The organism is Pseudomonas sp. LBUM1669 (assembly GCF_059695705.1).
In genome coordinates this window covers 196,325-220,459 of sequence record NZ_CP166784.1, presented here as the reverse complement: position 1 = coordinate 220,459, position 24,135 = coordinate 196,325, and the positions used below count along the sequence as shown (strand labels likewise).

Here is a 24,135-nt window from a genome sequence, read left to right as displayed (position 1 = left end):
AAATCCAGTGCCCTCGCCGAGCACACGATTGCCGCCACCCACGCCTGAAAATCGACAAATACGCGGCAAAATTCGACAGAGTGGTGCGGCTTATTAACTTCAATGCGTAGGATTTTTCTGAATAACACTGAATGCACTACTTAACTAGCCACCTCTATTGACACCCATTCAAGCGCACTCTTATCTAGTCTCCAGCAGGCGTCAGCCATCGTTAAAAATCATTATTGAAACTTGCAAATAGTGAACAACTTTGTTGCTCGGTAATACACGCCTTTTGATTTTTCAGAAACGGACTTCGCTGCAAGGCTTCAAGGAGAAACCCATGACAAGCACCTCGAATAAAACCGGACTTGCGGCCCCTACCCTGGCGCAATCCCACAAGACCGGCATCAATGTCACTTCGGCGGCCCATCTGCTGATCGATGTGGCGCCCTACCCCGACATGGACGAAGGCGACCTGATCGAACTGTTCTGGGACAACTGCTACGTCGCTTCCCGCGTCCTCACGGCCGATGATGTCGGCGAAGTCGTCAGCCTGCGTGTGCCGCAAAGCTTTATCGCCAATGGCTCCTCCTGCATTCACTACCGCGTCATGCAGGTCGGACAAGGGCCGGCGCTGTCCCTCGCCACCCAGGTACAGATCAAGCTCGATTGCCCGGGCGGTCAGCCACTCACGCTGTGCGGTCACGAAAACGAGCACTTGGCACTGGTGGGCATCCCCGAAACCATTCGCCGTCAGGGGGTCAATCCGAACCAGATAAAGCGCGGCGTACCGTTGACCATCGAGCCTTACCTGAACATGGCCGTCGACGATGAAATCACCTTGCGCTGGGGTGATGTGCGTATGGACCTGCCGCAGCTCAAAGCCAATGAGGTGGGCCAGTCCGTTCAGGTCTGGGTGCCGCCGGCGATCATTCTCGAAGCCGGCGAAGACCTTCGGCTGGAGGTGACTTATTGCATCCTCGATCGGGTGGGCAACAACTCCGGCTGGGCACCGCCGCGCAGGCTCAAGATCGGTTGCAACAATCCCTATCTGAAAGTGCCGTTCAAAGAAGAATTGAAAGCCGCCGAAACGCGCAAAAACTGAAAACACCGCCGTCTTTGTAGGAGCGAGGCTTGCCCGCGAAGGCGGTGTGCCAGTCAACATCAAAGGTGCCCGACACTCCGCCTTCGCGGGCAAGCCTCGCTCCTACAGAGGAAAGCGGCACCCTTCTATGCATATTCCTAAAAGTTAGTTTATTTAATTTTTATACGCGCTTACGGTATATGCACCGGACCACCGGACATTCTTGTTTTTATTGCGCCGCAACCATCGCGGCGACCCATGAGATGTGAGGTAGGTATGGTCCGGAACACAATCACCCCAGTGCAGATCGCCAGGGCATTGCGTGCAGCCAAGGAGCGGCACTGATGTCCAGTCTGGCAGATGCAATCGTTCAGAGTGATCTGGACATCGCCCCGTTGTTGTTGCCCGCACAGGTTTTGCGCAACGACGCACAAGCCATCAAGGCCGCCCATGAGCTGGCGCAAGTCGCCCGCCTGCAAGCAGCCAAACGTGACCGGCAACGCAAGTTACCCTGGTCGGAAATCGAACAGTTCACCCGCAGCGGATTGGGCAGCATATCCATCCCGCACGAGTACGGCGGCCCACAAGTTTCGTTCGTCACCCTGGCCGACGTCTTCGCGATCATTTCCGCGGCGGACCCGGCACTGGGACAGATCCCACAGAACCAGTTCGGCATCCTGAATCTGGTGCTTGGCAGCGCCACCGAAGCGCAGAAAAAACAGCTGTTCAAAAGCGTGCTTGAAGGCTGGCGCATCGGCAATGCCGGGCCGGAACGCGGCACCAAAAACACCCTCGAACTCAAGGCACGGATCACCGCTGACGGGGATGGTTTTGTCATCAGCGGCCAGAAGTTTTACTCCACCGGCGCACTGTTCGCCCACTGGGTGGCGGTCAAGGCGCTGAACGACGACGGTAAGCAAGTGCTGGCCTTCGTCCGTCGCGGCACACCGGGCCTGCGCATTGTGGATGACTGGTCGGGCTTCGGTCAGCGCACCACCGCCAGCGGCACCATTTTGCTCAACAACGTGCGGGTCGACGCCGAGCTGGTGGTGGACAACTGGAAGATCAATGACAGCCCGAACATCCAGGGTGCCGTGTCGCAACTGATTCAAGCCGCCATCGACGCAGGCATCGCGCGCGGTGCCATCGACGACGCCATCGAGTTCGTGAAAACCCGCGCCCGGCCATGGATCGACGCCAAGGTCGAACGGGCCAGCGACGACCTGTATGTGATCGCCGATATCGGCAAACTGAAAATCGAACTGCACGCCGCCGAAGCGCTGCTGCGCAAGGCCGGGCAAGTGCTCGATCAGGTCAACGCCGCGCCACTCACTGCCGAGTCTGCCGCACGCGCTTCGATTGCCGTCGCTGAAGCGAAAGTGCTGACCACCGAGATCTCGCTGCTCGCCAGCGAAAAGCTCTTCGAGCTGGCCGGCAGTCGCGCAACCCTCGCCGAATTCAACCTCGACCGCCACTGGCGCAACGCCCGCGTGCACACGCTGCACGACCCCGTTCGCTGGAAGTATCACGCGGTCGGAACCTATTACCTCAACGGCACGCTCCCCGCTCGCCATTCCTGGATTTAACGACCAGACCTCTGGAGAAACACATGACTCTTTCTCACCACGTCGCGGTCATCACCAGCGATGAGCAAGCCCTGATCGTCGCTACCGATCTGGCCGAAGATTTCAAACGCGACAGCGCCCTGCGCGACCGCGAACGCCGTTTGCCGCACCCGGAGCTGGAAGTGTTTTCCCGCTCGGGTCTTTGGGGCATCAGCGTGCCCAAGGAGTACGGTGGCGCTGGCGTTTCCAACGTCACCCTGGCCAAAGTGATCGCACTGATTGCCCAGGCTGACGGCTCGCTCGGACAGATCCCGCAGAACCATTTCTACGCCCTCGAAGTGCTGCGCGTGAACGGCAGCGAAGAGCAGAAAAAGCGCCTGTACGCCGAAGTTCTCGCCGGCCAGCGCTTCGGCAATGCCTTGGCAGAACTGGGCACCAAAACCGCCCACGACCGCGTCACCAGCCTGACCCGCGACGGAGACGGTCATCGCATCAACGGTCGCAAGTTCTACGCGACCGGAGCGATCTACGCGCAACGCATCCCGACCTCGGTGGTCGACGAAAACGGCGTGCAGCAACTGGCGTTCGTCCCCCACAACAGCAAGGGCCTGACCGTCATCGACGACTGGAGCGGTTTCGGCCAGCGCACCACCGGTAGCGGTTCGGTGGTGTTCGAAGACGTCTATGTCGCCGCCGAAGACGTGATCCCGTTTCAAAGTGCCTTCGAGCGCCCGACCACCGTTGGCCCACTGGCACAGATTCTTCACGCCGCCATCGACACCGGCATCGCCCGCGCCGCCTATGAAGATGCCCTGCACTTCGTGCGCACCAAAACCCGGCCGTGGATCGACGCCACCCATGAAAAAGCCACTGACGACCCGCTGACCATCAAGAGCTTCGGCCACCTGAGTATTCGCCTGCACGCCGCTGAAGCCTTGCTGGAACGCTCCGGCGAATTCCTCGACAAGGCTCAGGCCACGACCAACGCAGAGACCGTCGCCGCCGCGTCGATTGCCGTCGCCGAAGCCCGCGCCATCAGCACCGACATTTCCCTCGCCGCCGGCAGCACGCTGTTTGAACTGGCCGGCAGCCAGGCGACGCTGATCGAACACGGCCTCGATCGCCACTGGCGCAACGCTCGCGTACATACGCTGCATGACCCGGTGCGCTGGAAGTATCACGCCGTCGGCAACTACTACCTCAACGATGAAAACCCTCCGTTGCGAGGGACCCTCTGATGGCCGAGGTGAAAAAGAAGATCCTGCTCAACGCGTTCAACATGAACTGCATCGGGCACATCAACCACGGCCTGTGGACGCATCCACGGGACACCTCCACCCAATACAAAACCATCGAATACTGGACCGAACTGGCGCAGTTGCTGGAGCGCGGGTTGTTCGACGGTCTGTTCATCGCGGACATTGTCGGCGTGTACGACGTCTACCAGAACTCCGTCGATGTGCCGCTGAAAGAGTCGATCCAGCTGCCGGTCAACGATCCGCTGCTGCTGGTTTCGGCCATGGCGGCGGTGACGAAAAATCTCGGCTTCGGCCTCACCGCCAACCTGACGTACGAACCGCCGTACCTGTTCGCCCGGCGCATGTCGACGCTCGATCACTTGAGCCGAGGCAGGGTTGGCTGGAACATCGTCACTGGCTACCTCGACAGCGCCGCCAAAGCCATGGGCCTGAGCGAACAGGTGGAACACGACCGCCGTTACGACCAGGCCGATGAATACTTGGAAGTGCTCTACAAACTCTGGGAAGGCAGCTGGGAAAACGGCGCGGTGCTGAATGACCCGCAGCAACGGATCTACGCCCAACCGGAAAAAGTGCACAAGGTCGAGCACAAGGGCGAGTTCTATCAGGTCGAGGGTTATCACCTCTGCGAGCCGTCGCCGCAGCGCACGCCGGTGCTGTTCCAGGCGGGCAGTTCCGATCGCGGTTTGCTGTTCGCCGGGCGTCATGCCGAGTGCGTGTTCATCAGCGGGCAGAACAAACCGTCGACCAAGGTTCAGGTAGACAAGGTTCGCGCCAGCTCTGTTGAAGCCGGGCGCAATCCCGAGGACATCAAGGTGTTCATGGGCTTGAACGTGATCGTCGGCGCCACCGAAGAGCTTGCCTGGAAGAAGCACGCCGAGTACCTGAGCTACGCCAGCGCCGAGGCCGGTGTCGCGCATTTTTCGGCGTCGACCGGGATCGACTTCTCCGAATACGAGATCGACGAGCCGATCCAGTACGTGAAGAGCAATGCGATCCAGTCGGCGACCAAAAACCTGCAAAACAACGACTGGACCCGGCGCAAATTGCTCGAGCAACACGCCCTCGGCGGCCGCTACATCACGGTGGTCGGCTCGCCTGAGCAAGTGGCGGACGAACTGGAATCGTGGATCGCCGAGACCGGGCTGGATGGCTTCAACCTGACACGGATTGTCACGCCGGAAAGCTATGTGGATTTCATTGAGCGGGTGATTCCGGAGTTGCAGCGGCGTGGGTCGTACAAAACGGCTTATGACAACGGCAGCCTGCGGGAAAAGCTGTTTCACGGTGAAGCGCATTTGCCTGAGCAACATACCGGCTCGGCCTACCGCCGCTAATAGCTTCGCGGGCAAGCCTCGCTCCTACAGGTATCGAGTCGTTCATAAATGTCCGATACGACGCTGAACCTGTAGGAGCGAGGCTTGCCCGCGAAGAGGCCCGCCCAAACACCCCAAATTTATGCACTGACTGGAAAATCCACCATGAAAAAGACCTGCCTCTCCCACCCAGTCAAAGCACTGGCCCTGGCCCTCGGCCTGTTCAGCTCTGCGGTTTTCGCCGCCGAAGCGCCGTTAAAAGTCGGCACCACCGCCGCCTTCGCCATCCCGCTGGAAGCCGCCGTCGAGGAAGCCAAAAAACAAGGCCTGCAAGTCGACCTGGTGGAGTTCAGCGACTGGATCGCCCCCAACGTCAGCCTCGCGGCCGGCGACATCGACGTGAACTATTTCCAGCACGTCCCGTTCCTGGAGAACGCCAAGGCCGCCGCCGGTTTTGACCTGGTGCCGTTCGCGCCGGGGATCATCAACAACGTCGGCCTCTACTCGAAAAAATACAAAAGCTTCGACGAGCTGCCACAAGGCGCCAGCGTCGCCATCGCCAACGACCCGATCAACAGCGGTCGCGGCCTGCAACTGCTGGCCAAGGCTGGCCTGATTACGCTCAAACCGGGTGTCGGCTACAAGGCCACCGAAGAAGACATCATCACCAACCCGAAGAAAATCAAAATCCTCCAGGTCGAAGCCGTGCAACTGGTGCGCGCCTACGACGATGCCGATCTGGTCCAGGGCTACCCGGCCTACATCCGGCTGTCGAAGACCTTCGATGCCGGTTCGGCGTTGCTGTTTGATGGCCTCGATCACAAGGAATACGTGATCCAGTTCGTGATCCAGCCCAAGAGCAAAACCGACCCGCGCCTGATTAAGTTCGTCGACATCTACCAGCATTCGCCGGCCGTTCGTGCGGCGCTGGACAAGGCTCACGGCAAGCTCTATCAAGCTGGCTGGGAAAGCTGAGGATGACGGCCGCGATCCAACGGCGACTGGATGTTCCAGAGCCACATATAGCCGAACAGACCGAACTGCATCCGGACCTGAACCGTGCCCACGTGCGCTTTATCGGCCTGGGTAAAACCTACACCGGCCAGCAGGGTCCGGTGGCGGCGTTGCACGGCATCGACCTGGCGATCCAGCGCGGTGAGGTGTTCGGCATCATCGGTCGCAGCGGCGCCGGCAAGTCGTCGCTGATCCGCACCATCAACCGCCTCGAACAACCGAGCAGCGGCCGGGTGCTGATCGATCAAGTGGACATCGGCGAGTTCGATGAAGACCGCCTGGTCGCGCTGCGCCGACGGATCGGCATGATCTTCCAGCACTTCAACCTGATGTCGGCCAAGACCGTTTGGCAGAACGTCGAATTGCCGCTGAAAGTGGCCGGTGTGCCCAAGGAAAAACGCGAACAGAAAGTCCGCGAACTGCTGGAGTTGGTCGGCCTGCAAGGCAAGCACAAGGCCTATCCGGCGCAGCTGTCCGGAGGGCAAAAACAGCGCGTCGGCATCGCCCGCGCCCTGGTGCATGACCCGGAAATTCTGCTGTGCGACGAAGCCACTTCCGCGCTGGACCCGGAGACCACACAATCGATCCTCGGCCTGCTGCGCGAGATCAACCAGCGGCTGGGTTTGACCATCGTGCTGATCACCCACGAGATGGCGGTGATCCGCGATATCTGTGATCGGGTGGTGGTGCTGGAACACGGGAAAATCGTCGAGCAAGGGCCAGTCTGGGAAGTGTTCGGTAACCCGCAGCATGAGGTCAGCAAAACCTTGCTCGCGCCGCTGCAACACGCTCTGCCGGAAGAACTGCAAAGCCGCTTGCGCCTGCAACCTCAGTCCTCGGACGCGGCGGTTGTGCTGCGTTTGCGCTTCACCGGCAGCGCCACGGACGAACCGGATCTGGCAGCACTGTTCAGCGCCCTCGGTGGCCGCGTGAGGCTGCTGCAAGGTGGCGTGGAACGCATTCAGGGCCACGCGCTAGGGCAATTGCTGCTGGCGGTGACCGGTTCGGCGCTCGGCGCTGAAGAACTGCGCCAGCGCGCCGGCCACTGGGCGCAACAGGTGGAGGTGCTCGGTTATGTGGTTTGATCGCTTGCTGCAAGGTTTCATCGACACGTTTCTGATGGTGGGCGTGTCGTCGCTGATTGCGCTGCTGGCGGGCATTCCGCTGGCGGTGATTCTGGTCACCAGCACCAAGGGCGGCATCTACGAAGCACCCGCGTTGAACCGTGCACTGGGCGCCTTCGTGAACCTGTTCCGCTCGATTCCGTTTCTGATTCTGATGGTGGCGCTGATTCCGTTTACCCGATTGATCGTCGGCACCACGTATGGTGTCTGGGCCGCCGTGGTGCCGCTGACGATTGCGGCCACGCCATTCTTTGCACGCATTGCCGAAGTCAGTTTGCGCGAAGTGGACCACGGGTTGATCGAAGCCGCGCAGGCGATGGGATGCCGGCGCTGGCACATTGTCTGGCATGTGCTGTTGCCTGAGGCGCTGCCGGGGATTGTCGGTGGTTTCACCATTACGCTGGTGACCATGATCAACTCGTCGGCCATGGCCGGGGCGATTGGTGCGGGTGGGTTGGGGGACATCGCGTACCGGTATGGGTATCAGCGGTTTGATAGCCAGATCATGCTGACGGTGATTGTGCTGCTGGTGGTGTTGGTGGCGATTATCCAGCTGGGTGGGGATCGGTTGGCGCGGGGGCTTAACAAGCGCTGAACACGGTCAAGGTTGTAGAGCTTTTGTGGCGAGGGAGCTTGCTCCCGCTCGATTGCGCAGCAGTCGCAAGATCTTTAGACCGGGTTTATCTGACACACCTCATTGAATGGCTGGGGGCTGCTTCGCAGCCCAGCGGGAGCAAGCTCCCTCGCCACAAAAGCGTCCTCGACACAGGCAATTTCCTTCGCAACAGGGGGAATATTTCCCACAGGAAAATCAGCGTGCCTACAGGCTTGGTCCCTTTCATTTGCAGGACATTTCCTAGATCATTCCGCTCGCTTGCGCCTGCCAATTTCGGTGGCTAGTCTCGGCCCGTCACTGCTCATCAGTGATCGGGTTTAGTAGCCCGGAACAATAGGCGTATGGCGGTTCCATGCTCATGCCCGGTGTTTCTTACCGCGTGCAGAAAATGGCGGCTGTGCGTGGGGCACTCTCGGGTGCACCGGTTTTCCTATTGACCGGCCTACTACCTGCGCACAGCTGCCACCCACCGCTTAGTAGGCGAAGGTGTCAGCTCCCCTGCAGCAATAGGAGCAACACCAATGAAAAGATCCGTCCCCGATCCACCTCCCGAAACGTCCACCCAAGGCAAACCCACCGACGACAGGCTAAGAGACCGCTCCGCCCTTTATCGTGCGATCGATTTCTACCTCACCGGAGAACAGCCTTCGGCGCCCGATGAACTGCGGTTCTACAACGTCAGTGAAGACGTGAGCTTTGAAGACACCCAACTCTATGTCGCGGATTTGCTGCGCTGTGCTTCGGTCACGGCGTATCAGTGTGGCGACCACCTCAAGGGGGCGGATCGAGCCATGGTGTTTTCCGTTTGGCATTTGCTGGAGATTGCCAAAGCCATGGTTGATCGCTCCATTGATTGTTTGGGGATGAAGCAGCGCTGAGGCTTCGTCGTCAGTGAAATCGCCTTCGCGGGCAAGCCTCGCTCCTACAGGAGTACGCGTCTGTCGAAACAACTCGGTCAACTGTAGGAGCGAGGCTTGCCCGCGAATGGCTGCGAAGCAGCCCCAAGTCTGATGGCGTATATTCGGCAAATCCCCATTGCCTGCGCAGCCGACCATGAAACAGACCCCCGACGACCTCCAGAAGATCACCGCCACCACCCTGGGCCATTACAACTCGGTGGCCGAAGATTTTCGCGAGGGGACTCGCGATCATGATGTCAGCCAGAACATCGACGCCCTGCTGCGGCATATTCAGGGCGAGGCGCCGTTCGACGTTCTCGATTTTGGCTGTGGGCCGGGGCGGGATTTGCAGACGTTCACACGCATGGGCCACACGGCTGTCGGGCTCGACGGTTCAGAGAAGTTTGCACAGATGGCGCGCGAGGACAGTGGATGCGAGGTGTGGCAGCAGGACTTTCTGAAGCTGGATCTGCCGGCCGAACGCTTTGACGGGATTTTTGCCAACGCGGTGTTGTTTCATATCCCGCGCCAGGAATTGCCTCGGGTGTTGAAGGCGTTGCGCGGGGCGTTGAAGCCGGGGGGTGTGTTGTTCAGTTCCAATCCGCGAGGGGAGAATCAGGAAGGGTGGAACGGGCCGCGGTATGGGGCGTATCACGATCTTGAGGCGTGGCAGCAATTGCTGACTGAGGCGGGGTTTGTGGAGCTGGAACATTACTACCGGCCGGCGGGGCTGCCGCGGGAGCAGCAGCCTTGGTTGGCGAGTGTTTGGCGCAAAGTGTGAAGCCTTCAGACTTGTGGTGCCTGGGCTGACGTCTTCGCGGGCAAGCCACGCTCCCACAGGTTTTTGTGTCGATCCTGGAAGTTGTTATCGACGCAAATCCTGTGGGAGCGTGGCTTGCCCGCGATGAGCGCGGAGCGCTCGATTTCAAGTCTCTTTTTTCGGCTCGCGGATTTTGTACCAGGCGACATAAAGCGCCGGCAAAAACAGCAACGTCAGCAACGTCGCAATAATGATCCCGCCAATCATGGCGTAAGCCATCGGCCCCCAGAACACTTCCCGGGCAATCGGGATCATCCCCAGGCTGGCCGCCGCAGCGGTCAGCAGAATCGGTCGGCGCCGATGCTCCGTGGCCTGCGCCACGGCATCCCAAGGTGAAACGCCCTCTTTCTCCAAGGCATCGATCTGGGTCACCAGAATCACCGAGTTGCGGATGATGATGCCGATCAGCGCCAGAATCCCCAGGATCGCCACAAAGCCCATCGGCGTGCCCGTCGGGATCAGCGCCAGCACCACGCCAATCAAGCCGAGCGGCGCGACACTCGCCACCAGGAACAGCTTCTGCACGCTGTGCAGCTGGATCATCAGGAAGGTCGCCATCAGGAACAGCATCAACGGCACCACCTTGGCAATCGGCCCCTGGGCCTTGCCGCTCTCCTCCACCGTGCCGCCCGTGGCAACCGAGTAACCCACCGGCAAACCGGCGGCGAATTTATCGATGTCGGGTTTGAGCTGTTTCACCAGATCAGTCGGCTGAATCTCGTCGCGCACCGCCGCCTTGATCGTGATGGTCGGCTTGCGGTCGCGGCGCCAGACCAGCGGTTGCTCGAGTTCATAGCGCACCGTGGCGAAAGCCAGCAGCGGAATCGACGTGCCGCTCTGGGTCACGATTTGCAAGTTCTGCAGGGTTTCCGGCGTGCCGCGCTCCGCGTCCACCGCGCGTCCCACGACGTTGATCAGGTAGATATCGTCATCGACCTGAGTGACCGGCGAACCGACCACGATGCTGTTCATCAGGTTGGCCACGTCTTCCGACGACAGCCCCAATTGACGCGCCTTGTCCTGAGCGATCTCGATGCGCAGGACTTTGCCCGGTTCGTTCCAGTCGTAAATGATCTCGCCGATGTGCGAGTTCTTGTCCAGCTCGGTGGCCAGGGCGATGGCGTGCTTGCGCACCTGATCGATGTCCTTGCCACTGACCCGGTACTGAATCGGGCGACCCACCGGCGGGCCCATTTCCAGCGCCTGGACGTAGCTGCCGATGCCGACGAAATCTTTGCGCAGCCGCTCGCGCAAGCGTTGGCTGAGGGCGTTACGCGATTCCAGGCCTTTGCTGACGATCACCAATTGCGCGTAGTACGGGTTTTGCAATTGTTGGTCGAGGGGCAGGTAGAAACGGATCGCCCCCTCGCCGATGTAAGTGCTCCAGCGCACGATGTCCGGATCGTCCTTGAGGGTCGCTTCGAGCTTGTCCACCGCCTTGCGGGTTTCGGCGATCGAGGCGTTTTGCGGCAGGTTGAGGTCGACGAGGATTTCCGGGCGGTCCGAGGACGGGAAGAACTGGTTCTGCACGAACTGCATGGAAAACACCGAGGCCACGAACAGCGCAATGGTGATACCGATCGCCCACCAGCGATTACGCATGGCCCAAAACATACCGTAATTGAACGCACGACCGATGCGGCCCGGCTCGGCGTTATGGGGTTTCACGTTGGTGCTGAGAATGTGCACGCCGATCACCGGGGCAAACAACACGGCGACAACCCACGACACCAGCATCGCCACCGCGATAACGGCAAACAGCGTGAAGGTGTACTCGCCCGCCGAGCTGGCGTTCAACCCGATGGGCACGAAACCGGCCACCGTCACCAACGTACCGGTGAGCATCGGGAACGCCGTGGAGGTGTAGGCAAACGTCGCCGCCTGCTCCTTGGTCTCGCCCATTTCCAGGCGCGTGACCATCATTTCGACCGTGATCATGGCGTCGTCCACCAGCAGGCCGAGGGCGATGATCAGCGCGCCGAGGGAAATTCGCTGCATGGTGATGCCGCTGTACTCCATGAAGATGAACACCATGGCCAGCACCAGCGGGATCGAGCACGCCACCACCAGCCCGGCGCGCACCCCGAGGCTGACGAAGCTTACGACCAGCACGATCACCACCGCTTCGAACAAGGCACTGGTGAAGCCGCCGACGGCTTTTTCCACCACTTCGGCCTGATCGGACACCGTGTGCACACCGACGCCCACCGGCAAGTCGGCGGTCAGGTCGGTCATGCGCTGGTGCAACGCCTTGCCGAATTCCTGAATGTTGCCGCCCTTCTTCATGGCAATGGCGAGGCCGATGGCCGGGTGGCCGTTGAACCGAAACTCCGGGGTCGCCGGGTCAACGTACCCACGGCTGATGTCGGCGATGTCGGCCAGGCGGTAGAAGCGGTCATTGAGCCGCAGGTTGACGTTGGCCAGGTCTTTCTCGGAAGCGAACTGCCCCGAGGTGCGCACCGAGATGCGCTCCGGACCGGCCTCGATCACACCGGCCGGGGTCACCGCGTTCTGGGTTTGCAGGCTTTGCACCACCTGGCGCTGATCGATGCCCAGCGCCGCCAGTTTGCGGGTTGAGAAATTCAGGTACAGGACTTCATCCTGCTCACCGACCATCTCAACCTTGCCCAGCCCCGGCACTTCACGAATTTCAGCGCGAACCTGTTCCACGTAATCGCGCAACTGGCGCATGGACAAGCCGTCGGCGGTAAAAGCGTAGACCGAACCGAACACATCACCGAATTCGTCGTTGAACCCCGGCCCTTGCAGGCCTTGGGGGAAGTCGCCGCGAATGTCGTTGATCTTCTTGCGCACCTGGTACCAGATTTCCGGGATGTCCTTGGCACTGGTGGTGTCGCGCAGGTTGACGAACACCGTCGATTCGCCCGGCCGTGTGTAGCTTTTCACGTAGTCGAGGGAATCGAGCTCTTCGAGTTTTTTCTCGATGCGGTCAGTGACCTGCTTGAGGGTTTCTTCCTGGGTCGCGCCCGGCCAGCGGGTCTGGATGACCATGGTTTTGATGGTAAACGACGGGTCTTCCTCGCGGCCCAGGTTCATGTACGAGAACACGCCCATCAGCAGCGCGACAAACATCAGGTACCAGACAAACGACTGATGTTTGAGGGCCCATTCGGATAAGTTGAAACTCCCTTTCATTGGGGGCTGTCCTCGTCGATTTTCACTTTTTGCCCGGGTTTCAGGCTGTTCACACCCGCGCTGACTACCCGCTCACCGGACTTCACGCCATTGGCCAGGATCATCGTTGAATCCGTGCGGCTGACCAGGCTGACGTCCCGTGGGGAAACGGTCTGGGTCTGCGTATCGATGACCCAGATGCGCGATTTGCCGTCGACTTCCTGCAGCGCGCTAAGCGGCAATTCGATACGCGGTTTGATCGCTGAACTGAGGGTGACGCTGATCGCGGTGCCCAGGCGAAAACCGGGCGGTGTGTCTGTCAGGGTCAGGCGGGCTCGACGGGTACGGGTCGCACTCTGGGCCTGGGGCTCGATTTCACGAACGATGGCGGTGGTGTTGATGCTCGGGTCCAGTTGCGCTGCAACCTGGAACACGACGTCGGTCGGCAGCTGGTCGACCAGGGTGTCCGGCAGGTCGATCACAGCTTCCTTGATGTCCGGCTGCGCCAGGGTCACCACTTGCTGGCCGGCGGTGACGACTTGCCCGGCTTCGGCATTCCACGCGGTGACGATGGCTTTGTGGTCGGAGCGCAGCTCAACGTAATTGAGCTGATCCTTGGCCTGATCGACCGCTGCCTTCGCTTGATCGAGGGAGGCCTGGGTGGTTTTGAGGTCAGTCTGGGCAATATCGAGCTGTGCCTGGGCGCCGACGCCGCGATCGAACAATTCCTGCTGGCGCCGGGCATTGGCCTGGGCGTTGATGTATTGCGCCTGGACGCTGGCCAGATTGCCCTGGGCGGAACGCAGCTGGTTCTGCTGATCGGTGGGGTCCAGGGTGGCAAGCAGCGCACCCTTTTCCACTTCGGCACCGATATCGACGTTACGGCTGGCGATGCGCCCCGGCACGCGGAACCCGACATTGCTTTCATAGCGGGCCTGGATGCTGCCGGCGAAACGGCCGAGATTTTCCTCGTCCAGCGACTGGACCTTGACCGACAGCACCGGACGTATCGGCTCCGGCGGCGGTTCTTCTTTCGAGCAGGCCGCCAGCATCACCGCAGTGCACACCAGTAACAGACGCTTCATGGCTGGGCTTCCACTGCGAGATCCTTGTAGGTGTTTTCGGCGATTTCAACTTTCACGCCGGGGTGCAGCAACTGACCGCCCGCGATAACGACCTTTTCGCCGCCCTGCAGGCCGGCGCTAATGATCACTTTGCCGGTCAGGTAACGACCGACCGTGACGGTGTGCAGTTGCGCCTTGCCTTCACCGTCCACCAGCCATACTGCCGGATCGCTGAGGTTTTTGGTCAGGGCCGACCACGGCAACTCCACGGCGGACTTGCCCGGTGTCTTGGCCGTGGCGCTCACCACCGAGCCCAGTTGCATGCCCTCGGGCAGGCCATTGAGGGTGACTTTGACTTGCACGGTGCCGGTCTGCGCGGACACCGCCGGGGTGATCTCCCGCACGGTGCCGGTGGTCTTGATCGACGGGTTGTCGAGCAGGCTGACCACGATGGTTTTATCCTCCGGCGCCTCGGCCAGCAGCGATTCGTAGACGTTGAACACCGCGTCACGCTCACCATCGCGCGCCAGGCTGAAAATCGGCACCGTCGCCTGCACCACTTGGCCGACCTCGGCCTGACGCGCCGTAATCACGCCCGGCGCCTCGGCAATCAGCGCGGTGTAGCCGAGCTGTTCACGGGCGTTGGCGAATTGCGCCTGGGCAGCGGTCAACGCGCTCTGACTGCTGCGCAAGGCGGCTTGCGCGGAATCGTATTCGCTTTGGCTGGTGTAACCCTTGGGCAGGAGTTTTTGCTGGCGAACGAACGCGGCGGCGGTCTGTTTGACCCGGGCCTGCTCGGCGGTGACTTGGGCCTGGGCTGAGTCGACGTTGGTCTGCAGGTCCTTGGGATCGAGTCTGGCCAGCACTTGTCTGGCCGACACCCGGTCACCGACATCGACCATGCGCTGAATGATCTTGCCGCCCACGCGGAACGATAATTCGGTCTGGACCCGGGCCTGAACATCGCCGGTGAGCGTTACCGACGCAGCGTAATCCAAGGGTTTGACCTCCTGGACGAAGACCCGTGGACGGTCCTTCTCGACCGGTTTTTTATCGCCGCACGCGGTCAGCAGCGCAAGGAGGCTCAGGCCAACCACTATTTTCAATCCGGGACCAGCCATGCAGACTCCTTTGCGTTGTACGGACGTGCCATTGGCGATACGACTGTGAGCTTAGAACAGGGTTCAACGGGTACACCTGACGGCTTCAAATAAAGCGATCACGCCACAATTCTTGTAGCAGCTGGCGGAGCCCCTGTGGGAGCGAGCCTGCTCGCGATGGCGGTGTTTCAGTTGGCATCAATGTTGGCTGAGGCACCGCCATCGCGAGCAGGCTCGCTCCCACAGGGGATCACAGTGCTCCCGACAATAAGGCAAACTGTCTGCCCCTGTAGCAGGAAGCTCCCATGCTCAAAACCCTCGCGGTGGCCAATTACCGCTCGATCAACAAGTTGGTGATTCCGCTGGGTCGGTTGAACCTGATCACCGGCCCCAACGGCAGCGGTAAGTCCAATCTGTACCGCGCGTTGCGCCTGCTGGCGGAAACCGCTCAGGGCGGCGTCGTCAATGCCCTGGCCCGCGAGGGCGGGCTGCATTCGACGTTCTGGGCCGGGCCGGAAAACATCACCCGGCGCATGCGTAGCGGTGAAGTCCCGATCGAGGCAACCGTGCGCCACGGCGCCAAACGCCTGCGCCTGGGGTTTGCCGGTGAGGATTTCAGCTATTCGATTGCCCTGGGGTTGCCGGAGCCGAGCGAATCCGCGTTTTCCCTGGACCCGGAAATCAAGAAGGAATGCATCTGGAACGGCCCGTTTTATCGCCCGGCCAGTCTGCTGGTGGATCGCGACGGCCCGATGATCCGTAACCGGGCCGGTCGTGGCTGGGACGTGCTGGCCCACCACACGCCGAATTTCGACAGCCTGTTCGATCAGGTCGGCAGCTTCCGTACCTCGCCGGAAGTCATGCAACTGCGTGAATTCATCCGCCGCTGGCGCTTCTACGATCACTTTCGCAGCGATGCCGATGCGCCGGTGCGCCAACCACAATTGGGCACCCGCACACCGGTTTTGCACCACGACGGTCGCGACCTCGCCGCCGCGTTGCAGACGATTCGTGAAATCGGCGACCCCGAGGCGTTGCAGTCCGCGATCAGCGACGCGTTCCCCGGTGCACGATTGAATATCGCGCCGTTGCAGGGCGGGCGGTTTGCGATTGAGTTTTTCCAGGAAGGGTTGCTGCGGCCGTTGTCGGCGGCCGAGTTATCGGACGGGACCTTGCGCTATTTGCTGCTGGTGGCGGCGCTGCTGACGCCTCGGCCACCGACGCTGATGGTGCTGAACGAGCCGGAAACCAGTTTGCACCCGGACCTGTTGCCGGCGTTGGCCCGGTTGATTATCCGAGCGTCGGAGCAGTGTCAGGTGTGGGTGGTATCCCATGCGCGGCGGTTGATCTCTGCGTTGCAGGAGGACCTGGAGTGCAATTGCATTGTGCTGGAGAAAACATTGGGCCAGACGGGGATCGTGGGTCAGCGGATGCTGGATGAGCCAGCTTGGCATTGGCCGGACTGAATCAGCGCCTGATAAACCGCTTTCGCGAGCAAGCCCGCTCCCACAGGATTTAGGTGATCCCTGTGGGAGCGGGCTTGCTCGCGAAGGCGTCCGAAAGATCGCTGCAAAAGCTAGAGAATCACCCCTGCCACTTCCCGCCCTCAACAATCACGCTCTCAGGCTTGGTGTCATCGCTCAGCTCTTTACGCACATATTGGTCATACAGCTTGAGCAAATACTTCTCCTCACCCAGCTTCGCCAATTCATCATTCACCCAATCACGCAGCTCGATATTGCCCTTCTTCACCGCCGGCGCAATCGGTGCTTGCGCACCCAACGTCTGGCTCAGCACGCGATAGCCAGGGTTCTGCTTGGCCCAGCTGAACAGCACCAGATTGTCCTGCGCATACGCATCGCCGCGCCCATTGGCCAGCGCTTGCAATGACTCGGAGTTCTTCTCGAATTTCAACAGTTTCCAGTCCGGGTGATTCTTGGTCAGCCAGATATCGGCCGTGGTGCCGGTGGTGACGATGGTGGTGCGAGTCGCCAGGTCATCGAGGTTCTTCACCGTGCTGGCTTGCGGAACCAGCGCCTGAACCGCCACCTTGAGGTTCGGGTTGGTGAATTCCACCGCTTCCTTGCGCTCCGGGGTGACGGTCATGTTGGCCAGGATCAGGTCGACCTTGTCGCTTTGCAGGAACGGAATCCGGCTGGCAGGTTCCACCGCGACGAACTCGACTTTGTTCTCGTCGCCCAACAGGTCCTTGGCGAATTGACGGCCGATGTCGGTATCGAAACCCACATAACGCCCGGCTTCATTGACGAAACCAAACGGCGGTTTGTCGGTGAAGACACCGACGATCAGCTTGTCCCGAGCCTTGATTTTTTCCAGATAACTGGCGGTGGCCGCAGGCTTGGCGGGTTCTTCGGTTTTGTTGCAGCCGGCCAGCAAAGCGAGGCCGAGCAGCGGGAGTAGCAGCAGTGAAGTCTTGGCAGTTTTCATAGCGGTTCCAGTTCCTTTGTTTGAGTCGTTTTGGGTAAAGCGGCGACATAGGAGAACTTCTCCAGGAACTGCTGCGCTCGTGCGGTTTGCGGGTTCGTAAAGAAAATCTCGGGTGGGTTTTGTTCGAGGATTCGCCCGGCATCCATGAACACAATTCGGTCAGCCACGGCACGGGCAAAGGCCATTTCGTGGGTAACGATCAGCAGGGTCATGCCCTCGCGAGCCAGGCCCTGAATGACTTCCAGCACTTCCTTGACCATTTCCGGGTCGAGGGCGGCGGTGACTTCGTCGAAGAGCATGACCTTGGGGTTCATGCACAGCGAACGGACGATGGCGATGCGTTGCTGCTGGCCACCGGAAAGCTGACGCGGGAAGGCATCGCGCTTGTCCAGCAGGCCTACGCGAGCCAGCAAGGCTTCGGCCTGATCGCGGGCTTCGCGGCGGTCGCGTTTCTGTACTTTGACCGGGCCGAGCAGCAGGTTGTCGAGCACGCTCATGTGCGGGAACAAGTGATAACTCTGGAACACCATGCCGATCTGCTGCCGCACTTCGCGCCAGTCGGTGCCCTTGTCCAGTAACTCGCGACCGGCAAAGTTCAAGCTGCCGCTGTGGGCGACTTCCAGGCCGTTGAGGCAGCGCAGCAAGGTGCTTTTGCCGCAACCGCTGGGGCCGAGGATGACAATCACTTCGCCTGACTTCACTTGCAGGTCGATACCGTCCAGCACTTGCTGGTCGCCGAAAAACTTGTTGAAACCCTTGAACTCGATCAATGCGCTCATGCTTGCGTCCAGCGCCGCTCCAGCACACGCGAGGCGGCCGACAGCGGGTAGCAGATGAAAAAGAAAAACAGGAACAGCGCGCCGTAGATCAGCACGGATTCGTAAGTGCGTTCGATGATTTGCTGGCCGACCTTGATCACGTCCACCACGCCGATCAGCACCGCGAGAGAGCTGGTCTTGATGATGCGCGTGTAGACGTTGATGGTCGGCGGCGTCATGCGTTTCAGCGCTTGGGGCAGGAGTACGTAGCCGTAGAGTTGCGGGCCGTCCAGGCCAATCGACAACCCCGCTTCACGCTGCCCGCGCGGCAACGAATGCAACGCGCCACGCACCACCTCGCCGACTTCGCTGGCGCCCCACAGCGACAGCACCAGCACCGCGCACCAGAAGCTGGGAATGCTCAGGCCGAAAAAGATCGGCAGGCCAAAAAACAGCAGGTACAGCCACACCAGCACCGGGATCGCCCGGAACAATTCCAGGTAGACCCGCAGGATCGCGTTCAGCCATTTGACGTTCAGCGTGCGCAATACACCGTAGAGCACGCCGCCAACGGTGCTGATGGCGATGCTCAGAAAAGAGATCGACAAGGTTTGCGCCGCACCTTTGCCCAGTTGCGGCAAGGACACCCAAAGCAACTCAAGACCCGAACTGGCCATGCTGGAGCCTCCTTTCCAGGCGGCTGAGCAGCAGCGACAGTGGCAAGAACAGCAGCACGCAGATCAGCGTCAGCACGGCGAGCATTTCGTAGGTTTTGTAGTAAAGCGCGATGTAGCTCTTGGTGGTGTAGAGAATCTCCGGCACCGCCACCGCCGAGACCACGGTGGTTTCCTTGAGCAGGAAGATGAAATTGGCGAACAGCGACGGCAGGCTGAGAATCCCGGCTTGCGGCAGGATTACGTAGCGCAGCAATTGCCCGCGGGACAAGCCGATGGAGCGGCCGGATTCGAGTTGGGCCTGGGGCACGGCGTCTACGCCGGCGCGCAGGACTTCGGTCAGGTAAGCGCCGCCGAGGAAGGTCATGGTGATGATCGCCGCGGCAAACCCCGAGACCTTGATGCCCAATACCGGCAAGGCGAAGTAAACGAAGAACAGCTGGATCAGCAGCGGCGTGTTGCGCGCCAACTCGACGTAAAGTCCGACCAGCCGCTGCAGGTAGGGCGTGCGAAACACCAGAATCGTTGCGTTGATCAAGGCCACCAGCAGCGACGTGCCGATGGCGATAAAGCCGACCTGCAGCGTTACGCCCACGGCTTTGAGAAACGCCGGCAGGGTGCTGAGGATAAAAGCGTAATCGAAGTTCATTGAACATCCTGGACGTCGCGGGGTAAGCGACGGTGGTGCAGTCCATGGGCAGTGGATAACTGCCCGGCAGGCACCGACTTTAAAGGTATAAAAAGAAGAATTTAAATACCGTTAAAGCATATTAATATCACGCAAAAAACTATCCTGCGGATTTGCCGTGGCGAAGGAAGACGACTATTTTCCTTGCAGCTGTAGGAGGGATCTTTTTTTCAAAAAGACCCTCCAAGGACGCACAGCTTTTGGCCAGACTCCCTGGCCGAACCCTCACAAGGAAGAGAAAAATGGCTGACATGAAAGTGCCACAGCGGTTGGATCCGCAGGAAATCGTGAAGTTATTGGTGGCGTTGCGCCGGGCGCTGAAGGCCAGGGTGGCCTGACCTATTCTTGGCTGATCAACCCTGTGGGAGCGGGCTTGCTCGCGAATGCGGCGTGTCAGCAACATCAATGTTGACTGACACTCCCTCTTCGCGAGCAAGCCCGCTCCCACATAGGATGTGCACATGCAAAAAAACGCCGACGCTATTGCTAGCCGTCGGCGTTCAAAACCTTGAAGGGGTTTACCTCGCGAATCAGAACGCCGGCAGTACCGCGCCGCTGTACTTCTTGGCGATGAATGCTTTCACTTCCGGGCTGGTCAAGGCTTTGGCCAGTTTCTGGATGGCGACGCTGTCCTTGTTGTCCGGACGAGCCACCAGGAAGTTCACGTAAGGCGAATCGGCACCTTCGATGACCAGCGCGTCTTTAGCCGGGTTCAGACCTGCTTCCAGCGCGTAGTTAGTGTTGATCAAATCCAGATCCACTTCCTTCAGAACGCGCGGCAACATGGCCGACTCCAGCTCCTTGAACTTGAAGTTGTGCGGGTTTTTGGCGATATCTTTCGGAGTGGACAGGGCGTTTTTCGGGTCTTTCAACTCGATCAGGCCAGCCTTCTGCAGTAGGAGCAGGGCACGGCCACTGTTGCTGCCTTCGTTAGGCAGAGCGATGGTCGCGCCGTTTGGCAGCTCGGCCAGGGATTTGTATTTGCTCGAGTAGCCGCCGAACGGTTCAACGTGAACACCGATGACGGTTTCCAGGTTGGTGCCTTTGCCTTTGTTGAAGCTATCCAGATACGGCTTGGTCTGGAAGTAGTTGGCATCCAGACGTTTTTCAGCGACCTGTACGTTCGGTTGAACGTAGTCGGTGAACACTTTGATTTCCAGGTCCACGCCTTCTTTGGCGAGGGTTGGCTTGATCAGTTCAAGAATCTCGGCGTGTGGAATCGGGGTCGCCGCAACCACCAGTTTCTCGCCCGCCTGGGCCAGGCCCGCGCTCAGGGCAGCCGCCAGTGCGGTGAACAACAGAACCTTTTTCATGCAGTGTCCTTATCGAAAATCACGGTCGTCATCGACGACGGCTATTAGTACGTGTGCCAGTGAAGTGCTATCGCTGGCGTGAAGCGGACAATACCGGGATTTTTTATTCCCGAACAATATCTTTTATTCACTTTCATATTCCATTTTGTTCATAAAGATCACTGCAGCGTCTGCGTCAGGCGTTCCAGCAAACGCTTGAGTGCCGAACGCTCCTCAGCCGTGCCGTTTTTGCTCACTTGCGCGATTTGCTGCTCGATCTGCAGCAACGACACGGGCACTTCAGGCAGATTCAAATGCTCCGGCAAAATCTCGTCGCCGGTGCTGACCAGCAGCGCAAAGTGAATGACGTTCTCCAGCTCCCGGGTGTTGCCCGGCCAACTGTGCCGCTCCAGTACAAGCTGTGCAGACTCGCTGATCAGCGGCACCGGCAGGTCGAGGCGCTGGCTGTAGATGCCGAGGAAATATTCGGACAACGAAAGGATATCGCCGACCCGCTCGCGCAATGCCGGCAGTTCGAGCTGGCCTTCGCTGAGGTAGTGATAAAGCCGCTCATGGAATTTCCCGGCCGCCACCGCCTGGGCCAGATCGATACTGGTGGCCGCCACCAGGCGCACGTCCACCGGGCTCGGTTGATGCGCGCCAACGCGGGTGACTTCGTGGTTTTCCAGGGCGGCGAGCAATTTGATCTGGATCGGCAGCGGCAAGTCGCCGATCTCATCCAGATAGAGCGTGCCGCCGTTGGCCGAACCGAACCACCCCGCGCGGCTGCTGGCCGAGCCGCTGTAACTGCCGGCGGCATAGCCGAACAGCTCGGCATCGGCATAGGTCGGGCTGATAGCGCCGCAATTGACCGAGACGAACAACCCGCCGCGATCACTGGCACGGTGGATATGCCGCGCGAGCAATTCCTTGCCGCTACCCGTTTCACCACGGATCAGCACCGAGATCGAGCGCGGCGCCAATTGTTCCAGCTCCTGGCGCAACTGCCGGGAGCGTGGATCGACAAACACCAGCGCCTTGGCGCGAATGCTCAGGGGACTTTTTTCTGCGTCGGGAAAGGTCAGCAGTGGCTGACCGAAGGCTTCAAAACTCATGGCAGACTCCCGCCCAAAACCGCCGGGAGACGGGTTGGCGTTCTAAAAAAGAAAAAGGTTCAAGCGCGTCGCAGGGCGTGGTGTTCCATTCGGTTTTGCAGGCGGTAGAGATAGGCAAAGCCCTGCTCCCAGCGCTGATGCCCGGACTTCACGTTGATGTGTCCGGCACCCGCCAGAATCCCCGCCTCGGCGCCCCAGTTGCGGGCCAGCTCAAGGGCTCGCGGCGCACTCACGGCGCTGTCGTTGTCGGAGCTGACGACCTGGCTCGGGAAGGGCAACAAGTGGTCAGGGATCGGTGCGAAGTTACGCAGCGCCGGCGAGCACGCGGGGCGCTCGACGTCCGCCGGTGCGACCAGCAAGGCGCCGCGTACCTGACGCAAGAAATGCAGCGGTGCAGTGGCGGCCCAATGGGCGACCGTAATGCAACCCAGACTGTGCGCAATCAAGATCACCGGCGTGCTGTCGGCAGCAATCGCTTCGGCCAGCGCCGCGACCCAGTCTTCACGACGCGGCGTCAGCCAGTCGGCCTGCTCCACCCGCGCGCTATTCGGCAGACTGTTCTGCCAGTGGCTTTGCCAATGATCTTCCGGCGATCCTTGCCAGCCCGGCACAATCAGGTAGCGAATTGATTCGTTGCGCATGGGGGAGCTCTCCTGCTGCGTGTCTGTTCCCGACCGAGTATAGGGAGGAGAGTTATATCCGTTAAGGAATAAGAAGCTATTTATTAAGACCCATAAAGAATATATAGCCTGATCGCATCTTTCTGGAACAGACAAAAAAAGGGGCCGCACCCTGCCAAGGAGACGGCCCCGGAAACTCAAAATCTGCTAGCGCAATCAACCTCATTGGGATGCGATGATTGGCTGAAACGGTCATCCAATAAAGGAATATTTAATGCCTTTATTAGATTAAAAACGCATAAATTACCGTTAAGCCCCTCCTGCTCACGTCATTAACGTATCGTCCCTTTGGGTCAGATTGATGACGAGCGCCTTCGCCGCCTTAGCTGTCTCGCTGTCCCTTGCCATTGAGTTTCCGAACGCATTCATCAAGCCTGAGCGGCACCCACCTGCTGCGCCTCTGTGGCCTCCTCACGCACAAATCGGTTCGCACGCCCAAACGTTCCGAAATCATTGAACCGCACGCCCATCTCGCGCATCACCTTATGCGCCACCGGCACGGTCATCTGGCGGATGTAAAACGGTTCCTTCACCACAAAGTGATGAATCCCGTGGCTGCTGCCGAAGTTGAAGCAGAACGCCTGCATCGGCCACATCCACCAAGGGTTCAGCACCTGGGTTTGCTGAATCACATTACCCGGCTCCACATCACCGTAGTAATGCATGTTCGAACTGACAAAGTGCAGGCAAAACGTGCGCAACACGTTCGGGCCGATGATCACCACCGCCGCGATGTCGATGACCTGCATCACCGACAGCGTGGTCGCCGACCATTCGATTGGCGCCCCCATCAAAGAGGCGATGCCATTCGCCCCATGGAAACCGAGGAACACGTACCAGGCGCCCCAATGCACCAGCGCCAGCGGCGCGTAGACCTTCAGCGTGCGTTTGATGATGCTGAATTTATGCGCCCAGGTCTTGGCTCGCAGCATGCGAATGAACGCCGACATCACGTTATCGCCGACCATCAACAACCGCGCGAATCCCCAAGGCTCGCCGTTGGTGATCGCGCGCTCTTCCATGTCGGCTTCCGTACCGGACACCTTGTGGTGATTGAGGTGAAGATGCCGGCGAATCCATGGATTGATCGTGCTTGGCCGCGCCAGCCACACCAGGCCCATCATCAAGTTGTGCGGCACGCGTTGTTTGCGGAAGTACATGCTATGAATCAGGTCGTGTTCCAGCTCGTGGGTCAACGAGGCGAAAAACGCGTTGAGCAACAGGCACGCCCACCAGGCCATATGCCCGGTCATGTAGAGCGCCGCGGAACCGATCATTCCAGCCAGTGCAAAGGCCAGAATGCCCGCGCCCAAGGCGTCCTGATGGTTGAGAATCGGATAGCGCTTGCGCAGCTCGACCCCTCTGGCCAGCACCACTTGGCGAATATGGGCTGATCGTTGGGCTGCATTCAGTCGCTGGGGACTTGCAGAAGTACCGTCCATGCTTCCATCCTCTGGTTATTGATGTTCGCATCCTGCCTTGTGAACCCTCACAAAGTGGTA

General features: G+C 59.9%; 21 protein-coding genes. 10 read left to right on the top strand and 11 right to left on the bottom strand.

The window, feature by feature from the left end:
• Positions 1-322 precede the first annotated feature (322 nt).
• The 9 genes from ACA051_RS01000 to ACA051_RS00960 all read left to right on the top strand — a co-directional run bounded on the left by ACA051_RS01000 (position 323) and on the right by ACA051_RS00960 (position 9,640).
• Positions 323-1,087 carry a hypothetical protein gene (locus tag ACA051_RS01000; RefSeq protein WP_497373142.1) on the top strand — a complete coding sequence of 255 codons (765 nt, stop codon included), beginning with the start codon at positions 323-325 and terminating at the stop codon, positions 1,085-1,087.
• Positions 1,088-1,410: 323 nt separating this feature from the next.
• Positions 1,411-2,652, top strand: coding sequence for an SfnB family sulfur acquisition oxidoreductase (locus ACA051_RS00995; RefSeq protein ID WP_497373140.1), 1,242 nt, complete (start codon positions 1,411-1,413; stop codon positions 2,650-2,652).
• A 23-nt stretch (positions 2,653-2,675) separates the two neighbouring features.
• Positions 2,676-3,869: an SfnB family sulfur acquisition oxidoreductase gene (locus tag ACA051_RS00990; RefSeq protein ID WP_497373138.1), complete on the top strand. Its 1,194-nt coding sequence runs from the start codon at positions 2,676-2,678 to the stop codon at positions 3,867-3,869.
• Positions 3,869-5,227, top strand: coding sequence for an LLM class flavin-dependent oxidoreductase (locus tag ACA051_RS00985; RefSeq protein WP_497373136.1), 1,359 nt, complete (start codon positions 3,869-3,871; stop codon positions 5,225-5,227). Before ACA051_RS00990 ends, ACA051_RS00985 begins: the two co-directional genes overlap by 1 nt.
• A 144-nt stretch (positions 5,228-5,371) precedes the next feature.
• Complete coding sequence (locus ACA051_RS00980) at positions 5,372-6,181, top strand: MetQ/NlpA family ABC transporter substrate-binding protein (RefSeq protein WP_497373134.1); 810 nt, start codon at positions 5,372-5,374, stop codon at positions 6,179-6,181.
• A 2-nt stretch (positions 6,182-6,183) separates the two neighbouring features.
• Positions 6,184-7,305, top strand: coding sequence for a methionine ABC transporter ATP-binding protein (locus ACA051_RS00975; protein ID WP_497373132.1), 1,122 nt, complete (start codon positions 6,184-6,186; stop codon positions 7,303-7,305).
• Complete coding sequence (locus ACA051_RS00970) at positions 7,295-7,939, top strand: methionine ABC transporter permease (protein WP_077747487.1); 645 nt, start codon at positions 7,295-7,297, stop codon at positions 7,937-7,939. The genes ACA051_RS00975 and ACA051_RS00970 overlap by 11 nt, the downstream gene beginning before the upstream one ends.
• Positions 7,940-8,481: 542 nt before the next feature.
• A complete protein-coding gene (locus ACA051_RS00965) occupies positions 8,482-8,838 on the top strand; it encodes a DUF6124 family protein (RefSeq protein ID WP_497373130.1) in 357 nt (118 codons plus the stop codon).
• Positions 8,839-9,013: 175 nt separating this feature from the next.
• Positions 9,014-9,640, top strand: a complete 627-nt coding sequence (locus tag ACA051_RS00960; RefSeq protein ID WP_497306926.1) for a class I SAM-dependent methyltransferase — start codon at positions 9,014-9,016, stop codon at positions 9,638-9,640.
• A 144-nt stretch (positions 9,641-9,784) separates the two neighbouring features.
• On the opposite strand, the gene ACA051_RS00955 is transcribed toward ACA051_RS00960, so the two are convergent.
• From ACA051_RS00955 to ACA051_RS00945, 3 genes are read right to left on the bottom strand one after another with little or no spacing between them, the layout of a single operon-like run.
• The gene (locus tag ACA051_RS00955; RefSeq protein ID WP_497373128.1) at positions 9,785-12,835 is read right to left on the bottom strand and encodes an efflux RND transporter permease subunit; all 3,051 of its coding nucleotides are present in this window, start codon (positions 12,833-12,835) and stop codon (positions 9,785-9,787) included.
• Positions 12,832-13,899: an efflux RND transporter periplasmic adaptor subunit gene (locus ACA051_RS00950; RefSeq protein WP_497306923.1), complete on the bottom strand. Its 1,068-nt coding sequence runs from the start codon at positions 13,897-13,899 to the stop codon at positions 12,832-12,834. The genes ACA051_RS00955 and ACA051_RS00950 overlap by 4 nt, the downstream gene beginning before the upstream one ends.
• Positions 13,896-14,999, bottom strand: coding sequence for an efflux RND transporter periplasmic adaptor subunit (locus ACA051_RS00945; RefSeq protein WP_497373126.1), 1,104 nt, complete (start codon positions 14,997-14,999; stop codon positions 13,896-13,898). The genes ACA051_RS00950 and ACA051_RS00945 overlap by 4 nt, the downstream gene beginning before the upstream one ends.
• 284 nt (positions 15,000-15,283) lie before the next feature.
• On the opposite strand from ACA051_RS00945, the gene ACA051_RS00940 reads away from it, so the two are divergent.
• Positions 15,284-16,444 (top strand): AAA family ATPase, encoded by a 1,161-nt coding sequence (locus ACA051_RS00940; RefSeq protein ID WP_497373124.1) that lies wholly within the window; start codon positions 15,284-15,286, stop codon positions 16,442-16,444.
• Between the two features lie 118 nt (positions 16,445-16,562).
• Here the strand turns inward: ACA051_RS00940 and ACA051_RS00935 are convergent, their stop codons facing one another.
• The 8 genes from ACA051_RS00935 to ACA051_RS00900 all read right to left on the bottom strand — a co-directional run bounded on the left by ACA051_RS00935 (position 16,563) and on the right by ACA051_RS00900 (position 24,075).
• Positions 16,563-17,426, bottom strand: a complete 864-nt coding sequence (locus tag ACA051_RS00935; RefSeq protein ID WP_497373122.1) for a transporter substrate-binding domain-containing protein — start codon at positions 17,424-17,426, stop codon at positions 16,563-16,565.
• Positions 17,423-18,205, bottom strand: a complete 783-nt coding sequence (locus ACA051_RS00930; protein WP_497373120.1) for an amino acid ABC transporter ATP-binding protein — start codon at positions 18,203-18,205, stop codon at positions 17,423-17,425. The genes ACA051_RS00935 and ACA051_RS00930 overlap by 4 nt, the downstream gene beginning before the upstream one ends.
• Positions 18,202-18,861, bottom strand: a complete 660-nt coding sequence (locus tag ACA051_RS00925; RefSeq protein ID WP_403107649.1) for an amino acid ABC transporter permease — start codon at positions 18,859-18,861, stop codon at positions 18,202-18,204. The genes ACA051_RS00930 and ACA051_RS00925 overlap by 4 nt, the downstream gene beginning before the upstream one ends.
• Positions 18,842-19,507, bottom strand: a complete 666-nt coding sequence (locus tag ACA051_RS00920) for an amino acid ABC transporter permease (protein ID WP_497306913.1) — start codon at positions 19,505-19,507, stop codon at positions 18,842-18,844. The genes ACA051_RS00925 and ACA051_RS00920 overlap by 20 nt, the downstream gene beginning before the upstream one ends.
• A 569-nt stretch (positions 19,508-20,076) precedes the next feature.
• Entirely contained in the window at positions 20,077-20,859 is a 783-nt protein-coding gene (locus ACA051_RS00915; protein WP_497306911.1) for a MetQ/NlpA family ABC transporter substrate-binding protein, read from the bottom strand.
• Between the two features lie 158 nt (positions 20,860-21,017).
• Complete coding sequence (locus ACA051_RS00910) at positions 21,018-21,953, bottom strand: sigma 54-interacting transcriptional regulator (protein WP_497306909.1); 936 nt, start codon at positions 21,951-21,953, stop codon at positions 21,018-21,020.
• A 59-nt stretch (positions 21,954-22,012) separates the two neighbouring features.
• Positions 22,013-22,594, bottom strand: a complete 582-nt coding sequence (locus ACA051_RS00905; protein WP_497306908.1) for an alpha/beta hydrolase — start codon at positions 22,592-22,594, stop codon at positions 22,013-22,015.
• A 407-nt stretch (positions 22,595-23,001) separates the two neighbouring features.
• Positions 23,002-24,075, bottom strand: a complete 1,074-nt coding sequence (locus ACA051_RS00900) for a fatty acid desaturase (protein ID WP_497373118.1) — start codon at positions 24,073-24,075, stop codon at positions 23,002-23,004.
• Positions 24,076-24,135: the final 60 nt, after the last annotated feature.